This window comes from Streptomyces liangshanensis, assembly GCF_011694815.1.
In the GTDB taxonomy this organism is placed as follows: Bacteria; Actinomycetota; Actinomycetes; order Streptomycetales; family Streptomycetaceae; genus Streptomyces; species Streptomyces liangshanensis.
Genome location: NZ_CP050177.1, coordinates 4,674,745 through 4,695,439, shown reverse-complemented (window position 1 = coordinate 4,695,439; position 20,695 = coordinate 4,674,745). Strand labels below are relative to the sequence as shown.

General features: G+C 73.7%; 19 protein-coding genes. 7 read left to right on the top strand and 12 right to left on the bottom strand.

Annotation, left to right across the window (positions count from 1 at the left end; all coding sequences use genetic code 11):
- Positions 1-89: 89 nt before the first annotated feature.
- Positions 90-1,169, bottom strand: coding sequence for an LCP family protein (locus HA039_RS20395; RefSeq protein WP_167031999.1), 1,080 nt, complete (start codon positions 1,167-1,169; stop codon positions 90-92).
- Positions 1,170-1,319: 150 nt separating this feature from the next.
- A complete protein-coding gene (locus HA039_RS20390; protein ID WP_167031996.1) occupies positions 1,320-1,730 on the bottom strand; it encodes a rodlin in 411 nt (136 codons plus the stop codon).
- Positions 1,731-1,936: 206 nt separating this feature from the next.
- Here HA039_RS20390 and HA039_RS20385 point away from each other — a divergent pair, with 206 nt between their 5' ends.
- From HA039_RS20385 to HA039_RS20375, 3 genes are all read left to right on the top strand, one after another.
- Positions 1,937-2,347, top strand: a complete 411-nt coding sequence (locus HA039_RS20385; protein ID WP_167037212.1) for a rodlin — start codon at positions 1,937-1,939, stop codon at positions 2,345-2,347.
- Positions 2,348-2,727: 380 nt separating this feature from the next.
- Complete coding sequence (locus HA039_RS20380) at positions 2,728-2,961, top strand: chaplin (protein ID WP_167031993.1); 234 nt, start codon at positions 2,728-2,730, stop codon at positions 2,959-2,961.
- Between the two features lie 141 nt (positions 2,962-3,102).
- Positions 3,103-4,257, top strand: a complete 1,155-nt coding sequence (locus tag HA039_RS20375) for a chaplin (protein WP_167031990.1) — start codon at positions 3,103-3,105, stop codon at positions 4,255-4,257.
- A gap of 150 nt (positions 4,258-4,407) precedes the next feature.
- On the opposite strand, the gene HA039_RS20370 is transcribed toward HA039_RS20375, so the two are convergent.
- Positions 4,408-5,778, bottom strand: a complete 1,371-nt coding sequence (locus HA039_RS20370; protein WP_167031987.1) for a carboxylate--amine ligase — start codon at positions 5,776-5,778, stop codon at positions 4,408-4,410.
- Positions 5,779-5,931: 153 nt separating this feature from the next.
- Between HA039_RS20370 and HA039_RS20365 the strand changes: the two genes are divergently transcribed.
- Complete coding sequence (locus HA039_RS20365) at positions 5,932-7,215, top strand: glycoside hydrolase family 26 protein (RefSeq protein ID WP_167031984.1); 1,284 nt, start codon at positions 5,932-5,934, stop codon at positions 7,213-7,215.
- 51 nt (positions 7,216-7,266) lie between these two features.
- Here the strand turns inward: HA039_RS20365 and HA039_RS20360 are convergent, their stop codons facing one another.
- The 8 genes from HA039_RS20360 to HA039_RS20325 form a co-directional block, all read right to left on the bottom strand.
- Positions 7,267-8,517, bottom strand: coding sequence for a GNAT family N-acetyltransferase (locus HA039_RS20360; protein ID WP_167031981.1), 1,251 nt, complete (start codon positions 8,515-8,517; stop codon positions 7,267-7,269).
- The gene (locus HA039_RS20355) at positions 8,517-9,224 is read right to left on the bottom strand and encodes a YveK family protein (RefSeq protein ID WP_243869616.1); all 708 of its coding nucleotides are present in this window, start codon (positions 9,222-9,224) and stop codon (positions 8,517-8,519) included. The genes HA039_RS20360 and HA039_RS20355 overlap by 1 nt, the downstream gene beginning before the upstream one ends.
- Positions 9,221-10,423, bottom strand: coding sequence for a glycosyltransferase (locus HA039_RS20350; RefSeq protein ID WP_167031978.1), 1,203 nt, complete (start codon positions 10,421-10,423; stop codon positions 9,221-9,223). The genes HA039_RS20355 and HA039_RS20350 overlap by 4 nt, the downstream gene beginning before the upstream one ends.
- On the bottom strand, positions 10,420-11,139 hold the full coding sequence (locus tag HA039_RS20345; protein ID WP_167031975.1) for a polysaccharide deacetylase family protein: 720 nt from the start codon (positions 11,137-11,139) through the stop codon (positions 10,420-10,422). Before HA039_RS20345 ends, HA039_RS20350 begins: the two co-directional genes overlap by 4 nt.
- A gap of 31 nt (positions 11,140-11,170) precedes the next feature.
- Positions 11,171-12,835, bottom strand: a complete 1,665-nt coding sequence (gene murJ, locus HA039_RS20340) for a murein biosynthesis integral membrane protein MurJ (protein WP_167031972.1) — start codon at positions 12,833-12,835, stop codon at positions 11,171-11,173.
- The gene (locus HA039_RS20335) at positions 12,832-14,304 is read right to left on the bottom strand and encodes an O-antigen ligase family protein (RefSeq protein WP_167031969.1); all 1,473 of its coding nucleotides are present in this window, start codon (positions 14,302-14,304) and stop codon (positions 12,832-12,834) included. Before HA039_RS20335 ends, murJ begins: the two co-directional genes overlap by 4 nt.
- Positions 14,304-16,103 (bottom strand): sugar transferase, encoded by a 1,800-nt coding sequence (locus tag HA039_RS20330; RefSeq protein WP_243869612.1) that lies wholly within the window; start codon positions 16,101-16,103, stop codon positions 14,304-14,306. Before HA039_RS20330 ends, HA039_RS20335 begins: the two co-directional genes overlap by 1 nt.
- A gap of 77 nt (positions 16,104-16,180) precedes the next feature.
- On the bottom strand, positions 16,181-17,368 hold the full coding sequence (locus HA039_RS20325; protein ID WP_167031966.1) for a glycosyltransferase: 1,188 nt from the start codon (positions 17,366-17,368) through the stop codon (positions 16,181-16,183).
- 754 nt (positions 17,369-18,122) lie between these two features.
- Here HA039_RS20325 and HA039_RS20320 point away from each other — a divergent pair.
- From HA039_RS20320 to HA039_RS20310, 3 genes are all read left to right on the top strand, one after another.
- On the top strand, positions 18,123-18,362 hold the full coding sequence (locus tag HA039_RS20320) for a chaplin (protein ID WP_167031963.1): 240 nt from the start codon (positions 18,123-18,125) through the stop codon (positions 18,360-18,362).
- Positions 18,363-18,635: 273 nt separating this feature from the next.
- Positions 18,636-19,325 (top strand): hypothetical protein, encoded by a 690-nt coding sequence (locus tag HA039_RS20315; protein WP_167031960.1) that lies wholly within the window; start codon positions 18,636-18,638, stop codon positions 19,323-19,325.
- A 283-nt stretch (positions 19,326-19,608) separates the two neighbouring features.
- Entirely contained in the window at positions 19,609-19,887 is a 279-nt protein-coding gene (locus HA039_RS20310; protein ID WP_167031957.1) for a hypothetical protein, read from the top strand.
- 116 nt (positions 19,888-20,003) lie between these two features.
- Here the strand turns inward: HA039_RS20310 and HA039_RS20305 are convergent, their stop codons facing one another.
- The gene (locus HA039_RS20305; RefSeq protein ID WP_167031953.1) at positions 20,004-20,684 is read right to left on the bottom strand and encodes a vitamin K epoxide reductase family protein; all 681 of its coding nucleotides are present in this window, start codon (positions 20,682-20,684) and stop codon (positions 20,004-20,006) included.
- Between the last annotated feature and the right edge of the window lie 11 nt (positions 20,685-20,695).

The window sequence follows — 20,695 nt, the reverse complement described above, 5'->3', positions numbered from 1 at the left end:
ACAGCGCCGATGGTTTCGGGCATTCCCCCGAACGGCCCAACGCTTTTCTGTTTAGAGCCCGAAAGGCCCTGTCATGCGCCGCCCCGTGATCAGCCGCAGTCCAGCGCCGCCCCGGACACCGGGGCGTACTCGCTCTCGTGCCAGGCGCTGGGCGGCGGGGCGTCCAGGCTCACCGCCGCGAGCGGTTCGTCGGCGCGCAGCGCGGCGAAGATCGAGCGGGACTTGCGCGTGTCCCACTGGAGCGTCTCGCCGACGCCGGGCACGCGCTTCCGGAACCCGCTGACCGGCACGGTCGCGAACTCCGTCGCCGCCGGCGGCAGGTCGCGCAGCTGGAGCGCCAGCGTCAGCAGCTCCGCCGTCGTGAAGCCGCGGTCCACCCGCACCTGCCCGGCCCCGCCCAGCAGCGCCGACACCAGCGCCTTCATCCGGGACGGGTCGCGCGCCGTGTCGTCGCGGGCCATCCGCCGCAACACCCCGACCAGGAACCGCTGCTGGCGCTGGATCCGGCCGAAGTCGGCGGTCCCGTCGACCTTCCTCGACCGTACGTACTGAAGGGCCCGGCTCCCCTTCGCCTCCGACGTGCCCGGCGCCAGGTCCAGCGCGGTCGACGGATCCTTGAGGTGGCGTGTCGTGCAGATCCCGACGCCGCCGAGCGCGTCGATGGTGTTGATGAAACTACGGAAGCCGAGTTGCAGGTACCGGTCGATGTGGACGCCCGTCATCCGTTCCACCGTCCGTACGGCGAGCGCCGGACCGCCCCGCTGGTACGCCGCGTTCAGCTTGCCGGCGCGCTCCGGGCGCGCCCGGCCGTCGCGGCGGTCGCGGTGGGCGGGGATCCGCGCGTACGAGTCCCTGGGCAGGCTGATGACGCTGACGCGGTCACGGTTGCCGGAGACGTGGACGAGCATCATCGTGTCGGTGCAGTCGCAGGCGATCCCGCCCATCCGGTACACGCGCTTCTCGTACGGCGTGACGGTCTCCCTCCCGTCCGTACCGACCAACAGGATGTTCATCCCGGGACCGGCCTCGGGGCGGTTGTCGAGACCGCCGAAGACATCCGTCCGCTCGACGCGCGGTACGGCGGTCGAGGCGCAGCCCAGCCCCGTACCGATGAGCACGGTCAGGGCGACGGCCCGGAGGGTGAAGCGGACGCAGGATCGTCTGGACACGAGCGCGGCACCACCGATGTGAGCAGGAACAGGGGGAGGGGGAGCAGGGGGAGGGGGAACAGGGGGAGGGGGAACAGGGGACGCGAAAGGGCCGGACCGCCGCGGGGTTCAGCGGTGGTCCGGCCCTCGGCCGATCGCTCGGTCGACGTGTCAGCTGTTGTTCGCGCCGTTCCCGGACAGGATCGGGATGTCGTTGAGGATGTGCGACAGCGGCTCGTCGCCCTTGGCCTGCGTCGAGTTCTCGACACACTGCTGGTTCTGCGGCGAGGACAGGATGTTGACGTCCTGGACCGCGATCGGGACGGCGCCCACGAGGGAGCCGAGGTTCAGCTTCGCGGGCAGCCCGATGCAGGGCTTGTTGAGCGAACCCTGGATGAGCGCCATCTGCGGGCTCATGTTCCCGTACGTCGCGGAGTTGCCGTACTGCTGGCTGGCGAAGTTGCCGCTGGCGGAGGTGGTGCCGTGGTCGTTGCCGACGGCCAGGGCCTGCGGGGCGGCCGTGGCGGAGATGCCCACGACGGAAGCGGCGACAGCGGCGCCGGCCAGAACCTTCTTGATCACGATAAGTCCCCTTCTGAAGGATGCCCCAAAGTCCCCGGGGCGCACTGAGCAACTTCGCATCGTCGGTTTAGTTCTTTCACTTCACTCCAATGGCCTATTACCCGCGTTCAACAAGCCGATCGAGTGAAGCACCGCAACCAAACACCCGGGACGCGGTTGTGCAGGTCGCTCCACCTGGATTTCTTTGAGAAAAGGACACTCTCGTGATCAAGAAGATTATGGCCGGCGCCGCCGTCGCCGCCTCCGTAGTCGGCGTATCCGCCGCGGCGGCGCCCACCGCGCTCGCGGTCGGCAACGACCACGGCACGACCTCCGCGAGCGGCAACGGTGCCGGCTCGTCGTACGGCAACAACTCGACCCACGGCGCCATGAGCCCGCAGGGTGAGCTGGTCCAGAGCTCGCTGAACGACCTCTGTGTCGGCCTGCCGGTCAAGGCCAACGTCGGTTCGGTCGTCGGCGTTCTCGTGCCGGTCGCCGTCCAGGACATCAACGTCCTGGCCTCGCCGCAGAACCAGCAGTGCACCGAGAACTCCACCCAGGCGAAGGGCGACGAGCCGCTGTCGCACATCCTGGACGACATCCCGGTCCTCTCGGGCAACGGCGTCGGCAACAGCTGATCCGTCGTACGCGCCATCGCCGGGGCCCTGGTCCCGGCCGACGGGCCGGCCGGGGCACCGACGCCCCGGCCGGCCCGTTTCGCTGTGCCGCCATGACTGTGCCGATACGACTGTGCCGCTATGACGTCGCCGGTACGGAAAAAGGGAAATCCGGGGAATCCGGTACGGGTTCTTCGCCTCCGCATACGCGATCTCGCCGCAGAAACGAAACCTCTCCGCGCGGCAGTCGGGTGAAACCGGGAAAAGGCACAAACCGGCCAGTTTCCTTGAATCCGCCGACTCGTTGGAGTTCCAGCAGCGGACGTGTGAGCCGGTCCTACGAGGCTCGCGTACCACGACAGTCGTGCGGACGTTTCCTCCGCTGCGGAAAGGGCTCAAAGATGAAGTACAAGAAGGCCGCATCCGTCGTCGCGGGGCTGCTCCTCGCCGTCGGCGCCGCTGCCCCGGCCATGGCCGACTCCGACGCGACGGGCGCCGCCATCGGCTCCCCCGGCGTCCTGTCCGGCAACGTCGTCCAGGTGCCCGTGCACATCCCCGTGAACGTGTGCGGCAACAGCATCAACATCATCGGTCTGCTGAACCCGGCCTTCGGCAACGCCTGCGTCAACGACTGACGTTACGCGAACGCCCCCTCGGGGCTGCTTCTTCGGCCGGTCCCCGAGCGCGTGCGACACGCGCTCGGGGACCGGCCTCAGTTGGGACCTGATCCACCCGCGACAACTGCTTGCCGAATCCGCCAGCAGGAGGAGAACCAGATGCGAGACCTCATCAGCAAGGGACTGCTCACCGCCGCCGCGGCGTCGAGTGTGCTGTCCATGACGGGCGGCTACGCCATGGCGGCCGAGGCCGACGGGGCGGCCGTCGGATCGCCCGGCGTGCTCTCGGGCAACACCATCCAGGCGCCGCTGGAGGTCCCGGTCAACGTCTGCGGCAACACCGTGGACCCGGTGGGCGCCCTCAACCCGTCGTTCGGCAACAACTGCGGGTCCACGTCCGGTTCCGCCCACTCCTCCGCGCACGAGACGTACGGCCGGTACGCCCCGCAGGCCCCGGCGGCGTACCGGCAGGCCCCCGCCCCGGCCCCCGCGCCCGCGCACACGGCGCCCGCGCCCCGCCCGCAGGCACACGAGAACCACCCCCCGGCCGCCCCCGCCCCGGCTCACGCCGCCCCGGCGCCTTCCCACGCGGCCCCGGCCCCGGCCCACGCCGCACCGAAGCCCGCCCAGGCCGCCCCCGCCCCGGCCCCGGCCCACGCGGCGCCGAAGCCCGCCCACGCCGCGCCGAAGCCGGCCCACGCCCGCCCCGCCCCCCACACGTCGGCGCCCGCCCCCGCGCACGCCCCGGCCCCCGCGCCCGTACGCGAGCACAAGCCCGCCCCCGCCCCCGACCCGCGCCCCCAGCCCGGCCCCGCCGTGCACGAGGCCCCGGTCTCCCCGCGCCCCCACGTCGAGGGGGCCGGTTCCACGCACGCCTCCGGCACCGCCGCCGGCTCCCCGGGCGTGCTCGCGGGCAACCTCCTCGAAGCCCCCGTCGACCTCGCCCTGAACGCCTGCGGCAACACCGCGGACGTCGTCGGCCTCCTCAACCCGGCCTTCGGCAACAACTGCGGCACCCGCCAGGTCACGCCCCCGGCCCCCGTCCGCCAGGTGCCCCCGGTCCAGCCCCCGGTCGACGACCGGTCCGTGGTCCCGAACACCCCCGTCACGCACCCGAACACGCCCGTCCCGCACCACACCGCCCCGCCGGTCGTCCCCGCCCAGCACCGGCCGCACGCCCCGGCCCGCGCCGAGGCCCCGCAGCTCGCGGAGACCGGCGGCGACCACCTCCTCGCCGCCGCCGCGATGAGCGCCGGCCTGCTGCTCGGCGGCGGGATCCTCTACCGCCGCAGCACCGCCAAGGCACGCGTCTAGGCAGGCGTCTAGGCAGGCGTCTAGGCAGGCGTCCAGGCACGCGCCTGGACACGAGTCCCGGGACGCCTCAAGCCACGCGCCCCGGCCGTCCCCTCCGGATCGTGACCGTGCCTGCCCGCGACAGGCTCTGCCCGTATCCGCGACGGCGCGTCACCGGTCGCCGGACGGTCCCTCCTCGAACCCGTCCGGCGACCGGCCCCCCAGCGGAACCGGCGGCCGCGCCGGCGCACCGGAACCGCCCCGCCGCTGCCGTACGAGAACCACCTCCCCGGCCGCCGCGCCGGCCCCCGCCGCCCGGCCCCGCAGCAGCCGCCGGCCACCGCGCCGCGCCCCGTGCCGTACCCAGGCCCCCGCCATCGCCGCCGCCGGCCGCCAGTCGTCCCGCGCCCACCACGCGGCCTCCCGCCCCGCGCACGCCCCCGGGAAGGACCCGGCGCCCGGGAAGTCCCCCGCCGAGGCGCCCCGCGACGCCAGCGCCGACAGCAGCGCGTAGTTCTCCACCACGAACGTCCGCCCGTACGCCGCCACCGGCGCCGGGACCGCCCGCCCCGTCAGGTCGAGGTGCTGCGCCCGTACGACATCGGTGCCCGCGCCGTCCGTGAAGAGCCGGAACTGTGCGCCGGGCCGGGGATTGAAGTCGAGCAGGTGGTACGCGCCGGTAGCGGCGTCCTGCCGGAAGTCCAGGTCGAGGATCCCCCGGTAGCCGAGCGCGGCGACCAGCTGACGCGCCGTCCGCTCCACCTCCGGGTGGGACAGCCACCGCCCCACCGCGGTCAGCCCCGCCCCCACCGGCCAGGAGCGCTCCTTGCGCCCGGCCGCCCCCACCAGGCACGTCCCGTCCCGGCCGCTGTAGCCGTGGAAGAACCAGTCCAGGTCCCGGCCCGGCGGCAGGAACCGCTGGAGCAGCAGCCCGCTGCCCGCCTCGGCGCTCCGCCCGTACAGCTCCCGCGCCTCCCGCGACGAGCGCAGCACCTGCGTGCTGCGCAGCCCCGCGCCCTCCGGGAGCAGCCACGGCCGGCTCCACTTCGCCACCACCGGCAGCCCGAGCGCCCAGGCAGCCGCCGCGGCCTCCGCCGCGCTCCCGGGGACGACCGTCTCCGGGTGCGGTACGCCCAGCTCCGCGCAGATCCCGACCAGCTCGGCCTTGTCCGCGACCCGCTCGGGCAGTCCTGACGGCTGTTCAGGCAGCAGGTACCGGGTGCGCAGCGCCGGCCGGAGCCGCCCCACGGCGATGGCGCTCAGGTCGTCCATCGCGAGGAGGACGGCGGGGATCGCGAGCCGGTCGGCGATGCCGGTCAGCAGTCGCTGAATGCCCGCCAGATCCGTGGTGTCGCCCGGCCGTGGATGCGCCTCGCGGAGGTAGCGGGAGCGGGTGACGGGGCTGTCGGCCGCCTCGACGACGGCGTGCACCTCGATGCCCGCCCTGCCGAGCGATCTGACGGCGCCGAGTGTGCCGTGATGGAACGGATTCCGGTCCAGCCGCAGCAGCACGGCGGGAACGCGGGTGTCAAAGCTCGGCACGGTGTGCCCTTCATTTCGGTAACCCATGCGGGGGATCAAATGCACGAACGGACTACTGGGAAGCCAACCCGGGTTCCCCATTGGCTTATTAGAAATACTTTTGGACCAGAAGCTGAGCAATCGGAAGCTGAGGCTCGATCACGAGGAGCGCACATGTCCCGACGTCGACGACTGGCGAGCACCTGTCTGGGTGCGGTCACGGCAGGCCTTCTTGCCACCGGCGCGGGACTTCCGTCGCCGGCCGCCACGACGGGTCCGGTGGACCCGCCGGACCCGAAACCGCCCCAGGCCCCGGCGCCGGCGTTCGGCGCCTACCTCGACTACGGGCCGAGGGGGGTGCGGCGCATCGCCGAGATGCAGAAGTGGCTCGGCGGTACGGAACTGCGTGTCGGCCACACCTACCTGCCCGGCGACGTCTGGTCCAACATCGAGGGCAGCCCCAGCTTCGTCGCGGACTGGGCGGAGTGGCGCAAGGCCAAGGCCGACCGGATGTTCGTCCTCAACGTCCCGATGCTGGAGCGCAACGAGGGCCGGGTCCCCGACTACGTCGTACGGCGTGAGCTGCAGAGAGGCGCCTCGGGCAGTTACGACGGCCACTTCAGGGCGCTGGCGGAACGGCTCGTCGGGCTGGGTGTCCCGGACACGGTGATCGTGCTCGGCTGGGAGATGAACGGCACCACGTACACGCACCGCTGCGGCCCCGACCCGGAGTCGTGGAAGAAGTACTGGAGGAGCATCGTCACGACGATGCGCGCGGTGCCCGGCCAGAAGTTCCGGTTCGACTGGGCGCCGAACCGCGGCGAGGACGCCGTGCCGTGGACCCGGTGCTACCCCGGCGACGACGTCGTGGACATCATCGGAATGGATTCGTACGACCAGCCCCCCGGCCGGACCTTCGACGAACAGGTCAATGAGCCCTACGGCCTGAAACAGCACGTGGACTTCGCCGCCGCACACAAAAAGGTCGTCTCCTATCCCGAATGGGGTCTCTACCGCAACGGCGACAACCCGACGTACATGCGCCGCATGCTCGAATGGATCGACACCCACAAACCGATCTACAACACCGTCACCGACTACTGCCCGCACGGCGTGTGGCAGTGCGACAAGAATCCGCAGTCGTCGAAGGTGTTCCGTTCCAAGCTGTACGGACGGCTGCCGGAGCCCGTGCCGACGCCGCCCGTACCGACCCCGACCGTGCCGACGCCGCCCGTCCCCACGCCGACGGTCCCGACGCCCCCGGTCCCCACGCCGACCGTGCCCACCCCGCCCGTGCCGACGCCCACGACGCCGACCCCGCCCCCGGTGCCGCCGGTGCCGCCGGTCCCGCCCACACCGGACGGGTGCACGCCGATGAACCTCGGCAGCTGGGTCGAGACCTGGCTCGGCGGCAAGCTCTGCCTCCGTGTCGACTGGTGGGAGCGCAAGAGGTCCTGACGCCCCTCACCCCCGCGCGGCGGGGCGGTGGCACGGCGGCCCGTATCCGGGTCACGCCTTGTCGCCGCCCCGCCGCAGCCGTTTGACCAGGGCGGCCGCCCGGCCGCGGCCCGCCGCGCGGGCGGCCAGCAGGTGCAGCCACGGCGTCAGGTACGTCCTGGCGAGAAGGAAGCGCTGGTTGCACACGGTGTCCGGGCGCCAGTGGTGCTTGTACGGCTCGTTGCCGCGCAGCATGCTCAGCGTGGTGCGCCCGTCGGCGCCGATCTGCCGCGCGCAGGTGCGCAGCAGCATCGTGGCCACGTCGACCTTCTTGGCGCGGAGCACCGGGTCGGCCCCGTAGAGGTAGCCGCCCGCCAGCTGGGGCGACATCAGGGTCAGGTCGGAGGCGACCAGTTCCCCGGCCAGCCGGAACTCGGTGATCATGGCGTCGCCCTGCTCGGCCATGGACCGGACCGAGCGGGTCAGGTGCTCGGAGAAGCGGGTGCTGAGGTGTTCGGGGGTGACGCCGCGGCCCTGCCACTGGAGCCGGTGCAGTTCCAGGAGCCGGCCGACCGCGCCGGGGATCTCGTCCCCGGGCACGATCCGCTCCTCGATGCCGAGCGCGTCGAGCTTGCGGAGCTTGGCGCGGGCGCGCTGGGCGCGGGCGGAGGCGAGGCGGCCGAGCAGCTCGTCCATGGGGACGGCGGGCAGCTCCAGGCAGGGCGAGTCGGCGAGCCGCCGGCGGGGGCCGGGCCAGCAGGCGTGGACGCGTTCCGCCGCGGCTCCCGGCCGTACCTCGCGCAGGTCGATGACGGCGGTACGGGCCGCGCGGGCGAGGGCCTTCGCGAGGGCGGCGGCCGCGTCGGCGCAGGTGTCGTCCAGCAGGACGTCGGAGAAGTCGGAGATGGGGCCCCCGAGCGGGATCAGCACGGGGAACGGGCGGTGGATCAGCATCAGCGGCGCCGCGGCGACCAGGTCCCCTCCCCGGTGGACCAGGACGACGCGCAGGCGGCCGGGGGTGCCGTAGGAGAGCCACCAGGAGTGGAGCCAGGCGTGGCTCTGGAAGGGGGTGGCCGTGCGGGAGCGGCGGTACAGGTCGTTCCAGGCGGGGGCGAGGGCGGCGAAGCCGTCGATGTCCCGGACGAGTTCGGTGGTGAGGACCGGGCCGGGGGCGGGCCCGGTGAGGGGTGCGGGGACGGCGGTGGAGCGGGTGAACCGGGAGGGCGTGAACCGGGAGGGGGTCACGGTCCTGCGCGCACCGTTGACCGTGGTCGTCGTCGTGGGGGACGCGGGCGTCGTACGTGTCTGCGGTTGGGTGGCCATCACACCGTTTCCGGTTGGGGCTGGGGCTGGGACTGCGGGGACTGCGCCGGGGATTCCGACGCCGACGGGTTCGGTACGGTCCCGTAGGCCGGGGCCGTCCGGCGCCGCTTGGGCCGTACGAGCAGGCCGAGGCCGCCGAGGAGGCCGCCCGCGCTGGCCCCGACGAGGGCCGCGAGGGGGGCGGAGGGCGAGACCGGGGCGGTCGGCTTCACGGCGCGGGAGAACTGGAGCACCTTGACGTTGGTGCTGGTCTGGAGGTGCGAGCCGTTGACGACCAGGGAGCGGGCCACCCCGTCGGCCATGCTGACCGCGACCGAGGCGCTCGACGAGGTCGCGGTGACGGAGATCATCGGCGCGTCCGGGGAGGTCTCCGTGCGCACGTTGGCCCTGAGGGTGGCCGCCGGGACGCCGGCCCAGACCTGGGCGTCGCCGAGGATCGCGACCTGCGAGGCGACCCGCCCGTAGGCGGTGGCGAAGCCGAGGGCCGCCGCCGGGTCGGACTTCTCGGTGGGGACGACGAGGACGTAACTGGTGGCGTTGTACTGCGGGGTACGGACCGTCCCGTACACCCCGCCGGCCAGGGCGCCGATCAGGGCCGCGACCGGCACGACCGTCCACAGCGGCGGCTTCCTGAACGCCGAGGGCTTCGACGGCACCGGCGAGGTCCTGACGCCCTCGCGACGCGGAGAACTCGATTCCTTGGTCATGGGCAACTCACTTCTCGGGTGGGGGCCGGGCCGCGCAGCGCGTTCTCGTAGACGGCCATCAGCTGTTCGGCACTGTGGGAGATGTCGTAGTGGCGTGCGGCGTCCGGGACGGGCAGGCGGTGGACACCCGGTCCCCGGGCCGCCTCCTGGAACCGCCTCAGCTCCGCGATCAGTTCGGGTACGTTGCCGGTGATCTGCCGCGCGCCGGGAGCCGCTTCGGCGGGGAGGTCCGCCAGCGCGGGGCAGGTGACGTGCAGGACGGGCAGTCCGGCGGCCAGCGCCTCGACGATCGCGAGCCCGAAGGCCTCGTCGTGGGAGGTGGAGACGAAGACGTCCATGGCGGCGAGCAGCGCGGGCAGGTCGGGCCCGTCCGCCGGGTCCGCGGCCGGGGAGCCGGTGCCGGTGCCCGAGCCGGTGTAGGCGTCGGGCGGCGGGTCCTGGCACGCGCCGTGCAGCAGGATCCGGTCCGCCGCCCCCCGTACGTACGCCAGCCGTTGGAGCCTGACGTGCTCGGCGCCCTCGCCGACGAGCAGCAGGCGCGCGTCGGGCAGGTCGGAGACGGCCCGTACGAGGGTGTCGAAGCGCTTGCCGCCGGTGAGCCGGCCGACCCCGCCGACCACGAACGCGTCCTGCGGCAGTCCGAGGCGCTTGCGGGCGTCGCGGCGGGCGGCGTCGTCGTAGGCGAAGCGGTCGACCTCGATGCCGTTGGGCACGACGTGGATGCGGTCGCGCCGTACCCCCCAGCGCTCCAGGCGCCGGGCCACGGTCGCGGAGACGGCGACGGTGGCGGTGCCGAGGCGTTCCCCGGCGAGGTAGAGGGCGCGGGCTCCGGAGGACAGCGGGCGGCCCTCGATCTGGGCGTCGCCGAGGGAGTGCTCGGTGGCGACGACGGCCCGCACCCCCGCGAGCCGCGCCGCGAACCGCCCGTACAGGCAGGCGCGGTAGAGGTGGGTGTGCACAAGGTCGTACTGCCCTCGCCTGACCAGCCCGGTGAGCCGGGGCAGCGCGCCGAGGTCACGGTTGCCGGTCATCGCGAGGTCCCGGACGCGGACCCCGTCGGCGACGATGCCGCGCGCGACCGCGCCGGGGTTGGTGAGGGTGACGACGTCGCTGTCCGTCGGCAGTTTCCGCAGCATGAGGCGCAGTTGCTGCTCGGCCCCGCCGATGCCGAGACCGGTGATGACGTGCAGGACTCTCATGGGCGCGCCCGCTCGGGCTCGTAGGGGGCGGCGTACGGCACGGGTTGGCGGCGCCACCGGTGCAGCCGCCACTTGAGGTGCAGGCGCAGGTCGGTGTCGTTCTCGCCGACGTGGATGCGCGGGAGGGCGAACAGGCCGGTGAGCGGGCCGGGGTCGATGCCGACGGCGTACGTGTACCCGGCGTCCCGTACGGCCCCGATGACGCGCTCGTCGACCGTCCCGTACGGATAGCAGAAGCCGGTCACCTCGGTGCCGGTGATGTCCTGGAGGAGGGCGCGGCTGCGCGCGGTCTCGGCGGCGAGCGTCTCGTCGTCGGCCGCGGTGAGGTCGATGTGGCGCAGCCCGTGCGAGCCGACCTCCATGCCGGCCTCGGCGGCCAGCCGGATGCCGTCCTCGGTGAGGAGGGACTTGCGGGGGCCGGGGCTGTCCCACTCGTTCTCGCCGCCGAGGCGTCCCGGCAGGACGTAGACGGTGGCGGTGAAGCCGTAACGGTGGAGCAGTGGCACGGCCGCCTCGTTGAAGTCGGCGTACCCGTCGTCGAAGGTCAGCCCGACGAGCCGGGCGCCCCGGCCCTCCGCGCGGGCGCGGAGCAGTTGCGCCATGCTGACGCCGGCCAGTCCCCGGCGGCGCAGCCACCCGAGCTGGCGTTCGAGGCGTCCGGGCGAGACCGTCACCTGGTAGGGGTCGTCCGTGCGGTCGGCGACCGAGTGGTACATGACTGCCCACAAGGGGCCTGCGGACGCTGTGTCAGCGGGCATGAGCGAGCTTTCGTGTGACGGGACGGAGGACGGTGTCGATCTCGGGGGCCCGCAGGGCGCGGGCGATCCCGAGGAACACGACGGCGATCACCACGAACGCGGCGGTGGCGCCGAGTACGGGTGACGGGACGAGGGCGCCGCACAGCCAGCCCGAGCCGGTCGACGCGGCGGCGGCGGCGATGAGTTTGACCAGGGCGCCGGTCATGTACCGGGTCCTGAGGGGCACGCTGTGGCGGGCGAGGCCGTGCAGGAGCAGGGCCGCGGTGACGGTGATGCCGAGCGCGTTGGCGGCGGCGATGCCGAGGACGCCCCAGACCTCGACGAGGAGGGCGCCCGCCACGGTGGTGAGGGCGAGGCCGACCAGCATGGCCAGGGCGGGGAACCAGAGGGGGCGGGCGGCGGAGAAGTAGCAGCGCACGAGGGCGCCGACGAGGGTGTGGCCGAGCAGGCCGAGCGCGTACACCCGCATCACGGCGGCGGTGGCGGCGGTGTCGGCGTGGTCGAACGCGCCGCGCTGGAAGAGGACCTCGATGATCTGCGGCGCGCAGGCGATGACGGTCGCGGCGCCGATCAGGACGATGATCCCGGCCATCGCGAGGTCCCGCTCGACCCGGCGGCGCGCCCGGTCGGTCTCGCCGGCGGCCATGGCGCGGGCGACCACCGGGAAGGTTACGGTGCAGAGCATCAGGGAGAGCACCATCGGCATCTGCGCGACCTTCTGCGCGTAGTTGAGGTGCGAGATGGCCCCGGCGGGCAGCGGCGCGGCGAGGAACCGCTCGATGAGGACCTGTGACTGGCGGCTGAGCGCGAACACGATGACGGGGGCGAGGAGTCCCAGCGCGACGGGCGGCACCCGGGGCGCGTCCTTGGGCTCCCGGCCGGTGACGGGCCGGCGTTCCTTGAGCCTGCGCCACAGGGCCGGGCCCTGGACGAGGACCATCAGGACGCCCCCGGCGGCGACTCCGGCGGCGGCGGCCCGTACTCCGAGCCGGTCGCTGAGGAGCAGCATCGTGGTGATGATGCCGACGTTGTACGAGGCGTAGATCATGGCGGGCGCGACGAAGCTGCCGTGCGCCCGCAGCGCGGCGCTCATGTATCCGGCGAGGCCCATGGAGAAGGCGCAGGTGGCGGTGAGCCGGGTGCAGTCGACGGCGACCTGCGGCTCGGGCAGGCCCGGGGCGAGGGCGGCGACGACCCAGGGGGCGGCGGCCACCAGCAGCGCGGCGCCCGCGCTGAGGGCGAGGAAGAGGCGGGGCAGGGTCGTGCGCATCAGGACCCGCACGGGATCGGGTTCGGGGGCCTGGTGGGAGGCGCGGCGGGCGAGCGCGAGGCTGAACGCGGGGACGAGGATGAGCGCCATGGCGTCCTCGATGAGGAGCGTGGAGGCGACCTCGGGCACGGTCCAGGCGACGAGGAAGGCGTCGGTGTCGGGGCCGGCGCCGTACAGGTGCGCGATGGTCTGGTCGCGCAGGAGGCCGAGGAGCGCGCCGGCGGCGGTGAGCAGAGCGGTGAGGAACGCGGCGCGGGCCAGGAACTTCCCGGTGAAGAGGCCGCTCGTGCCGGTCTGCGCGGTCGGCCCGGCCTCCCCGGCGGCCGGGCGGGGCGGGCCGGGCTGCGGGGGGACCTCGGGAAGGGACTGCCTGGTCTCGCTCACGCCTGGGCAGCCCCGCTGTTCGCTCGGTGGTGCTCCGGCGGCCGGTGGCCGTGGGGCCGTTCCCGGTGGTCCGTCGGTACGGCGGCCCGGTGCAGGCCCCACCAGGCGGCGAGGCCCAGCATCATCGCGGTCAGGACGGTCGAGGGGCCGCCGATGTCCGCGTACCCGAAGTCCACCAACTGCCAGACCAGCAGCCCGCCGACCACCAGGCCCGGGCCGGCGCCGGCCCGGGAGCGGCGGGCCCCGGGCACCCGGCGCAGCACGCACACCAGCAGCGCGGCCCAGCTCCCGGCCAGCGCGAGCACGCCGACCAGGCCCTGTTCGCTGAGGACGAGCAGGTACATGTTGTGCGGGGAGAGCAGCGGCTGCCGCTGGAAGCCCGCCCCGGCGCCGGCGGTGTCGCTGGCGGCGGAGAGGGCGAGCGAGGAGTGGCTGTCGCGGTACGCGGGGAAGCCCTTGAGCCCGACCCCGGTGACGGGGCGCTCGCGCCACATGTCGGTGGCGGCGGCCCACATCGTGTACCGGTCGGTGACCGACTGGTCGGGCGCGTCGGCGACCTGGGTGATGCTGCTCAGCCGCTCGGTGATCATCTGCGAGCCGATGCCGAGGCCGCCGACGAGCACCACGCCGAGCGCGGCGGCGGCGAGGACGACGCGGGTGGCGCGGCGTACCCCGGAGAGCGCCAGTTGGAGGAGGAGGGCGACGGCGGTCGCGATCCACGCGCCCCGGCTGAACGACAGCAGGAGGGGGACGAAGAGCAGTCCGGCGCAGACCAGGGCCACCGCGCGCCGGCGCCCCGTCACGTCCCGGTCCTCGCCGAGCGCGTACCCGACGCAGATGACCAGGGCGTACGCGACGACGGTCGCCATGCCCATCACGTCCGTCGCGCCGAACGTGCCGACCGCGCGGATGTCCTCGCCCATGTACGAGGCGCCGGTGCCGGTCAGGTACTGGACGACCCCGAGGGCGCCCTGCCCGAGGCCGAGGACCACGACGGCCCCGGCGACGACGCGGAAGTCGCGGCGGTCGCGCAGGAGGAGCAGCAGCGCGGCGGGCACGAGGACGAAGATCTGGAGGTAGCGGGCCACCCCGGGCAGGCTGGCGGCGGGGTCGTGGGAGGTGATCGCCGCGACGGACACCCCGAGGACGGGGAGTCCGAGGACGAGCGCTGCGGTACGGGTCAGGGGGCGGGCCCGGTCGCGCAGGACCCGTACGAGGCAGAAGAGGACGAGCAGCCCGGACGCGGCGTCGGCCACGGTGCCGGAACCGGCGGATCCGTCCCCGGCGGGGGCGGCCGGTACGGCGAGCAGCGCGACGACGGCGACGGCGGGGAGCAGCGGGGCGTACCGGCCCGGCAGGCCGGGCCACCGCTCGGCGAAGGCCGTCCGGCCGTCGCCGGGGGCGGCGGCCCGCGGGTGCCCGGGGGACGGGGGGTCGGCGGCCGGGAGGTACGCGGCGGTGGCCGTCATCAGCTGCCGGCCGGGCGGACGAGGGACGCGGCGGTCCGCAGGAGGATGCACACGTCCTGCCACAACGACCAGTGGTCGATGTAGTGGTTGTCGAAGCGCGACCGGTCCTCGATCGAGGTGTCGCCGCGCAGCCCGTGCACCTGCGCGAGGCCGGTGATGCCGACGGGCATCCGGTGGCGGGCCGCGTAGCCGGGGTGGGTCTTGCTGAAGTTGGCGACGAAGTAGGGGCGTTCGGGGCGCGGGCCGACGAGGCTCATGTCGCCGCGCAGGACGTTCCACAGCTGCGGCAGCTCGTCCATCGACGTACGGCGCAGGAAGTTGCCCACCGCGCTCATCCGGTGGTCGCCCGCGACGCTCCAGCGGGTGGCGGCCTCGTGCGGATCGGCGCGCAGGGTGCGGAACTTGAGGAGGGTGAAGGGGCGGCCGTCCTGGCCGACGCGCTCCTGGCGGAACAGCACGCCGGGGCCGTCGCAGAACCGGACGGCGAGGGCGCAGACCAGCAGGACCGGGGAGACGGCGAGCAGGACGGGGGCCGTCATGACGACGTCCAGCAGGCGTTTGGCGAACGCCCCGCGGCGGCGGGCGGCGGGCGGCTCCAGGCGGCGGCCCGCGTGGCCCCAGACGTGGCGGGCCATGTGGTCGGGGCCGGTGGCGCCGTCGAGCGGGGCGCCGCCGTGCGCGAGGGCCTGGTCCCAGGGGCCGGCGCCGACGAACCAGGTGGCGCAGCCGTACTCGTGGAAGAGGCCGACGAGCGCGGGGCGGTCCCAGCGCCCGGGCCGGTCCGTACCCGTACCGTCGGTGGGGACGATGCCCGAGGCGGAGCCGATGGTGAGCTCCGGGCCCGGGCCCGGGTCGACGAACACCGCCTCGCACACGCCGTTCTGGATGACGGCGCGGTGGATCTCCTCGGTGGAGGTGAGGACGGGCAGGGCGCCCGTGTCGCCGCCCTCCTCGTGCGCGGGCGCGGCGATGCCGACGGGCCGCAGGCCGTACTCGGGGTGCTGGGCGAGGAGCGCGGCCACGCGGCGCGCCGCCGGGGCCGTGCCGACGACGAGGGTGGAGCGGGGGCGCTTGCGGGCGGTGGCGCGGCGGCGGCCGTGGACCAGGGAGCGGCAGGCGCACCCGACGGCGAGCTGGAGGGCGGCCGCCGTGAGGAGGGCCGCCAGGCCGAGCGCGTGGCCGGGGAGGAACGCGGCGAGGACGGCGGCGACCGCGCACCACGACACCGCGATCCGGGCGGCGAGCGTGGGCAGTTGGTCGAGGCCGGACAGGACGAGGCCGGGGCGGTAGAGGCCGGCGAGCGCGTTCAGCATCGTCACGGCGAGGACCAGCGGGAGGAGGACGGCGTCGCGCTGCTCCTCGCTGAGGAAGGCGGTGGAGAGCAGGGCGGCGAGCGAGTCGCCCGCGAGGAGCGGCAGCCCGAAGCGCAGGGGCGCGCGCCCCGAACGCCGGGGCGGCACCGCCACGCGGTCGGGGGTGTCGCGGGGCGGGGAGGCGACGGAGACCCGGCCGGGGAGCCGGCGGCCCGGGGGGTGGGGGCCGGGGGCGGCCGGTTGCAGGGTTGTGGGGTGCAGGGCGGTGGGGTGCGGACCGGCCGCCTGCAAGCCGGTGGCCTGCACGCCGGCGGCCTGGATCCCGGCCGTCTGCCCGCCCGGCGCCTGGACGCCGGACGCCTGCTTGGACGCCTGGACGCCGGACGCCTGGTGACCGGACGCCTGCTTGGACGTCTGGTGACCGGACGCCTGGAGGCCGGACGACGCCTGCGGGCCGGGTGTCTGCGGGCCGGACGGCTGACGCACCGTGGACGGGCGTCCTGAGGACGGGCCGGCCGGGCGCGCGCGCCCCGACGGCGGGGGAACGCTGGCGCTTTCGGTAGTCACTGGGCGATCGGCTCCCTGCGTTCGGGGCGCGGCACGGCGGCCACGTCGCGGTAGACATCCGCGATGGCCCGCGCGGTCTGCCGCACGTCGTAACTGCTGAGTACGTGCCGCCGGCCCTGACTGCCGACGGCTTCGCGCAGCGGCCTGTCCCGGAGCAGCGCGCTCACGGCCTCCGCCAGCGCGGGCGGGTCCTCGGGTGGTACGAGGCAGAGGGATTCCCGTCCCGGCGGCAGGCTCTCGCGCGCGCCGTCCACGTCGCTGAGCACGACGGGGCGGCCGCAGGCCATCGCCTCCAGGGGGGCGACGGCCATGCCTTCCCAACGGGAGGGGAGGACGACCAGGTCGGCCGCCCGGTACCAGGGCGTGGTGTCCGGTACGGCTCCGGCGAACAGCACCGAGGCCGGGGCCGCGTCCCGCAGCGCCGCGGACTCGGGGCCGTCGCCGACGAGCACGAGCCGGGCCCCGGGGACCTGGCGGACGATCAGCGGCCAGGCGCGCAGCAGGATGTCCTGCCCCTTCTGCCGGCACAGCCGCCCGACGCACACGACCAGCGGGGCGGTGGCGGGCAGCGGGGCGAGGAGCGGCAGCGCCGCGCGGAGGGCGGCCGGGTCGGCGGCCGGTTCCTCGGCGGGCCGGAAGCGGTCGAGGTCGACGCCGTTGCGGACGACGGACCAGGAGGCCCGTACCCCGGCGCGCTCGCCCGTGAGCCGTTCCGCGTCACTGACGCAGACGACCCGGTCGGTCCAGCGGGTGGCCCACCGTTCCCAGCGCCGGGCCAGGCGGCCCGTCACCCCGCCGACCGCCTCGAACGACCAGGCGTGCGGCTGGAAGACGGTCGGGACGCGCCCCCGGACGGCGAGGCGGCCGGCGAGGCCGGCCTTGGCGCTGTGGGCGTGGACGAGGTCGGGGCGTAGGTCCTCGACGAGCCGGGCCGCCTGCCGTGTCTCCTCGTACAGGCCGGGTCCGGGGTCGCGGGTGGCCCGCCACTCCCGTACCTCCGCGCCCCTGCGCGCCGCCTCGGCGGCGAGCGGCCCCTCGCCGGGACACGCGACAACAACCCGCATCCCGTCCGCGACCTGAGCCTCGGCCAGGTCCAGGACCACCGTCGCGACCCCGCCGTCGACCGGCTGGACAAGATGGAGTGCCGTGAAGCCGGTCCCCGGCCGGTGCCGCTGTGGCTGCACGCGCAACTCTTTCCACTCGTGGACCCACGGAGCTCAGCCCCGTGCTGCTGCCTCTACGAGAAACGCACCGGGAGGAGCGGAGTCACGCCCGACAACGAATCGAACGCAATGCCGATACGGTCCGGGCGTGTCGCTGAATTCCATACACAAACACCCGGGAACCTTTACAGAGACCGGACTGAAAATCACGCCAGACGCGCTGGAACTCCGGGAAAAATGCTGAACGTACAACCGCACCCGCGCTTAGGGAAAACGTCTCTGTCATCCGCCTGAGGTGCTCGGGAGTCGAGCACCCCGCGCTATTGGCGTACGGCGGAAGAAGGGACGGGGAAGTGATGCGGAAGGCGCCCCGGATCCGGCGGGGAAAGCGAATCCCCGGGGATCTCCGTACGACGCGCGACCGGCGTGCCGTCCGTCCGGGGTGGCGCCGGCCGGGGCCGCGCACCACTCCTCCCGGCGGGTGTCGTTCGAGGGGCCCGTTCGAAGCACCGGTCCGGAACGGTCGTTCGAAAGGCACCGCGAGGGCGCGCGTACCTCTTCGTCCGCTGTTCGAAACGCGCGGAAGCCGCGTACGCCGTCGTCGCCCCGCTCACGTCCGGCGCCCGCGCGTGCCCGGCCGACGTCCGCGCGCCCGGCCGGCGGGCGAGCTTCACTCATTCGGGCGCGCAACCGATGGCCTGCTGCGGCGTTGATGGATGAGTCGGGCAACTGCGCCCGCCATGCCGTTCCCTTTATCACCGAGGAGCCCTCCCCCATGTCGCGTATCGCCAAGGCTGTTGTTCTGTCCACCGCGGCTGCCGCCGCCGTCGCCGGTGCGTCCGGCGTTGCCTTTGCCGACGCCGGCGCGCAGGGCGCGGCCGTCGGTTCCCCCGGCGTGCTCTCGGGCAACCTGGTCCAGGTCCCGGTCCACATCCCCGTGAACCTCTGCGGCAACACGGTCGACGTCATCGGCCTGCTCAACCCGACCTTCGGCAACACCTGCGTCAACAACTGACCTCGGTCGCTGTTGTCGTCGACACCAGGAAGAGCCGCCCACCCTTCGGGGGCAGGGCGGCTCTTCCGCTGTACGGGTGCGGCGCCACCACCCTTTCGGCGGCGCGGGGCCGGCCGCCGGGGTGCCGGGCGCCGACGGGTCGTACCAGGTCAGGGGAGGTACGACCACCAGTTGGGCGACAGGGCATCAGATGCCTGATCGGTTGCGGGCCGCGGTCGCGGAACCCACGGTGAGATCAACGTTGCCGACGCACCCCCGAAAGGACACCCCTGCATGCGTCCCCTGCTGTCACGCCGCGCCGCCACCACCGCCGTCTGCGTCGCCCTGCTCCTCGGCACCGCCGGCCCGGCCGTCGCCGCCACCCACGCCGCCGACGAGGCCGCCTCCGCCGGCGTCGCCCTCTCCGCCCTCCGCGAGGCCGGTGTCGACACCTCTCGCGCGCCGCTCCCCACCGCCGACGCCCTCGGCAAGAAGGTCGAGCCGCTGACCGAGGTGGCCGGTGTCCTCACGCCCGTCACCGCGCTGCTCAACGACGTGCTGAAGGCCGACAACGGCCGGCTGCCGGCCGCCGACGCGGACAAGCACGCGGCGGCGATCAAGGACGCGCTGGCCGCCGTGGGCAAGGCCGCCCCGGTCGCCCCCCAGCCGGCCGTGCCCGGCCCCGAGCAGGCGGACGAGGGCTTCAAGACGCTCCCGGCCGACGTGCGGAGCGACGCGCTCGCCGCGGTACGGAAGTCGACGGACGGCCTGGTCAAGGCCACCGCCGCGGCGGCCCCGGCCGACGTGGTCAGCCAGATCCAGTCCCTCCTGGCGTCGCTCGTCGGCCTGCTCACGAACCTGCTGAGCGGTGTCCTGCCCGGCCTGCCGACGCTCCCCGCCACCCCGGGCGCGCCCACGCTGCCGACACTCCCCACGCTCCCCACGACACCGAAGCTCCCGGCGGCCCCCGAGCTGTCCTCCTGAACGCACGACGCCCGTGAGAACGGGCTGTCGTACCCTCCCGCGCCCGGACCCCGCACCCAGGGGTCCGGGCGCGGGGGATTTCATAGGAGGATAGGCCGAGTCCGCTTCATTCGGGTGGCCTGCCCAGAATTCCTTCCCCACGGAGTTTCCGGCGCGCCCAGGAATCGTTACCCATGACGAGGCCACGCAAGGGAGACCTCCAAGAGGCCTGTGCGACAGGCGAGTTGTCTCGCCCTTTGTTTCGCCGCCTCGCAACGGACATCGCTGAAAGAAGGATTCAAGAATGAAGCCCATGAAGGTCGCCGCGGTCGTCGCCGGTTCCATGATGGCGCTGGGTGCCGCCAGCCCCGCCTTCGCCGCCGAAGGCCCGTCCTCGATGAGCCTGAACGGCGCTGTCGACACCCTGGCGAGTGACGGGCTGCGCAGCGGTTCGCCCGTCAACACCAACGCGCTCGACCCGAAGAACAAGGGCTCGCTCGTCAACGCGGTCAAGGACACCGCGGCCGGCCTGAGCAAGTCGAAGGGCAACAAGCTCCTCGGCGGACTCCCGCTGGGCAAGTAGCGGCGGAGCTTCGTTCGCCGTGCCGGCCCCCCGCCCCGTCGCCGGGGCCGGGGGCCGCACCGCTCCGGCTGCCCGGACCGCCCCGGCTTCTCGTACCGTCGGCCCGGCCGGGACCGTCAACTGATCCAGAAGTCCCACCAGCGGGTGAGGATCAGCATGCCGATGATCCCGAGGTGCAGCACGGGCAGGACCCAGGTGAACTCGCCCAGCGCATCCCGCAGCCCGGCCGGCGCGGGGATGATCCCGTGGCGGAGGTTGTGCGAGGTCACGTACCAGAACATGACGATCGTGCCGACCCAGGCCAGGCAGCACCACAGGCACAGCGAGTTGATCCGGTAGAGCGACTCGAACTGGAGCCAGGTGCAGAACGCGACGCCGAACAGCGCGCCCGCGTTCAACCCGAGCCAGAACCAGCGGTGGTAGCGCGCCCCGGCGAGCAGCGCGACACCGATCCCGATCACCACGGGATAGGTCGCGAGCCCCAGCATCGGATTCGGGAATCCGAAGACCGAGGCCTGCTCGCTCTTCATGATGTTCCCGCAGGACACCACCGGGTTCAGGCTGCACCCCGGGGTGAAATTCGGGTCCTCCAGCAGCTTGAACTTGTCGAGGGTGATCACCCACGCCGCCAGCGTTCCCATCGCACCGGTGATCACCAGCATCAGCGCGAATGCCCGAACTCCGGCCGGGGAAAGGCCGGTTCCGTCGGCCGTCGCCGGTTCCCTCGCCGTTCCGTCGCCGCCGGGTTTCCTGTGTCCTTCGCCTGCTGTCGCCTTGCCGACCAGTGCTGACGCCATGCTTTCCACGC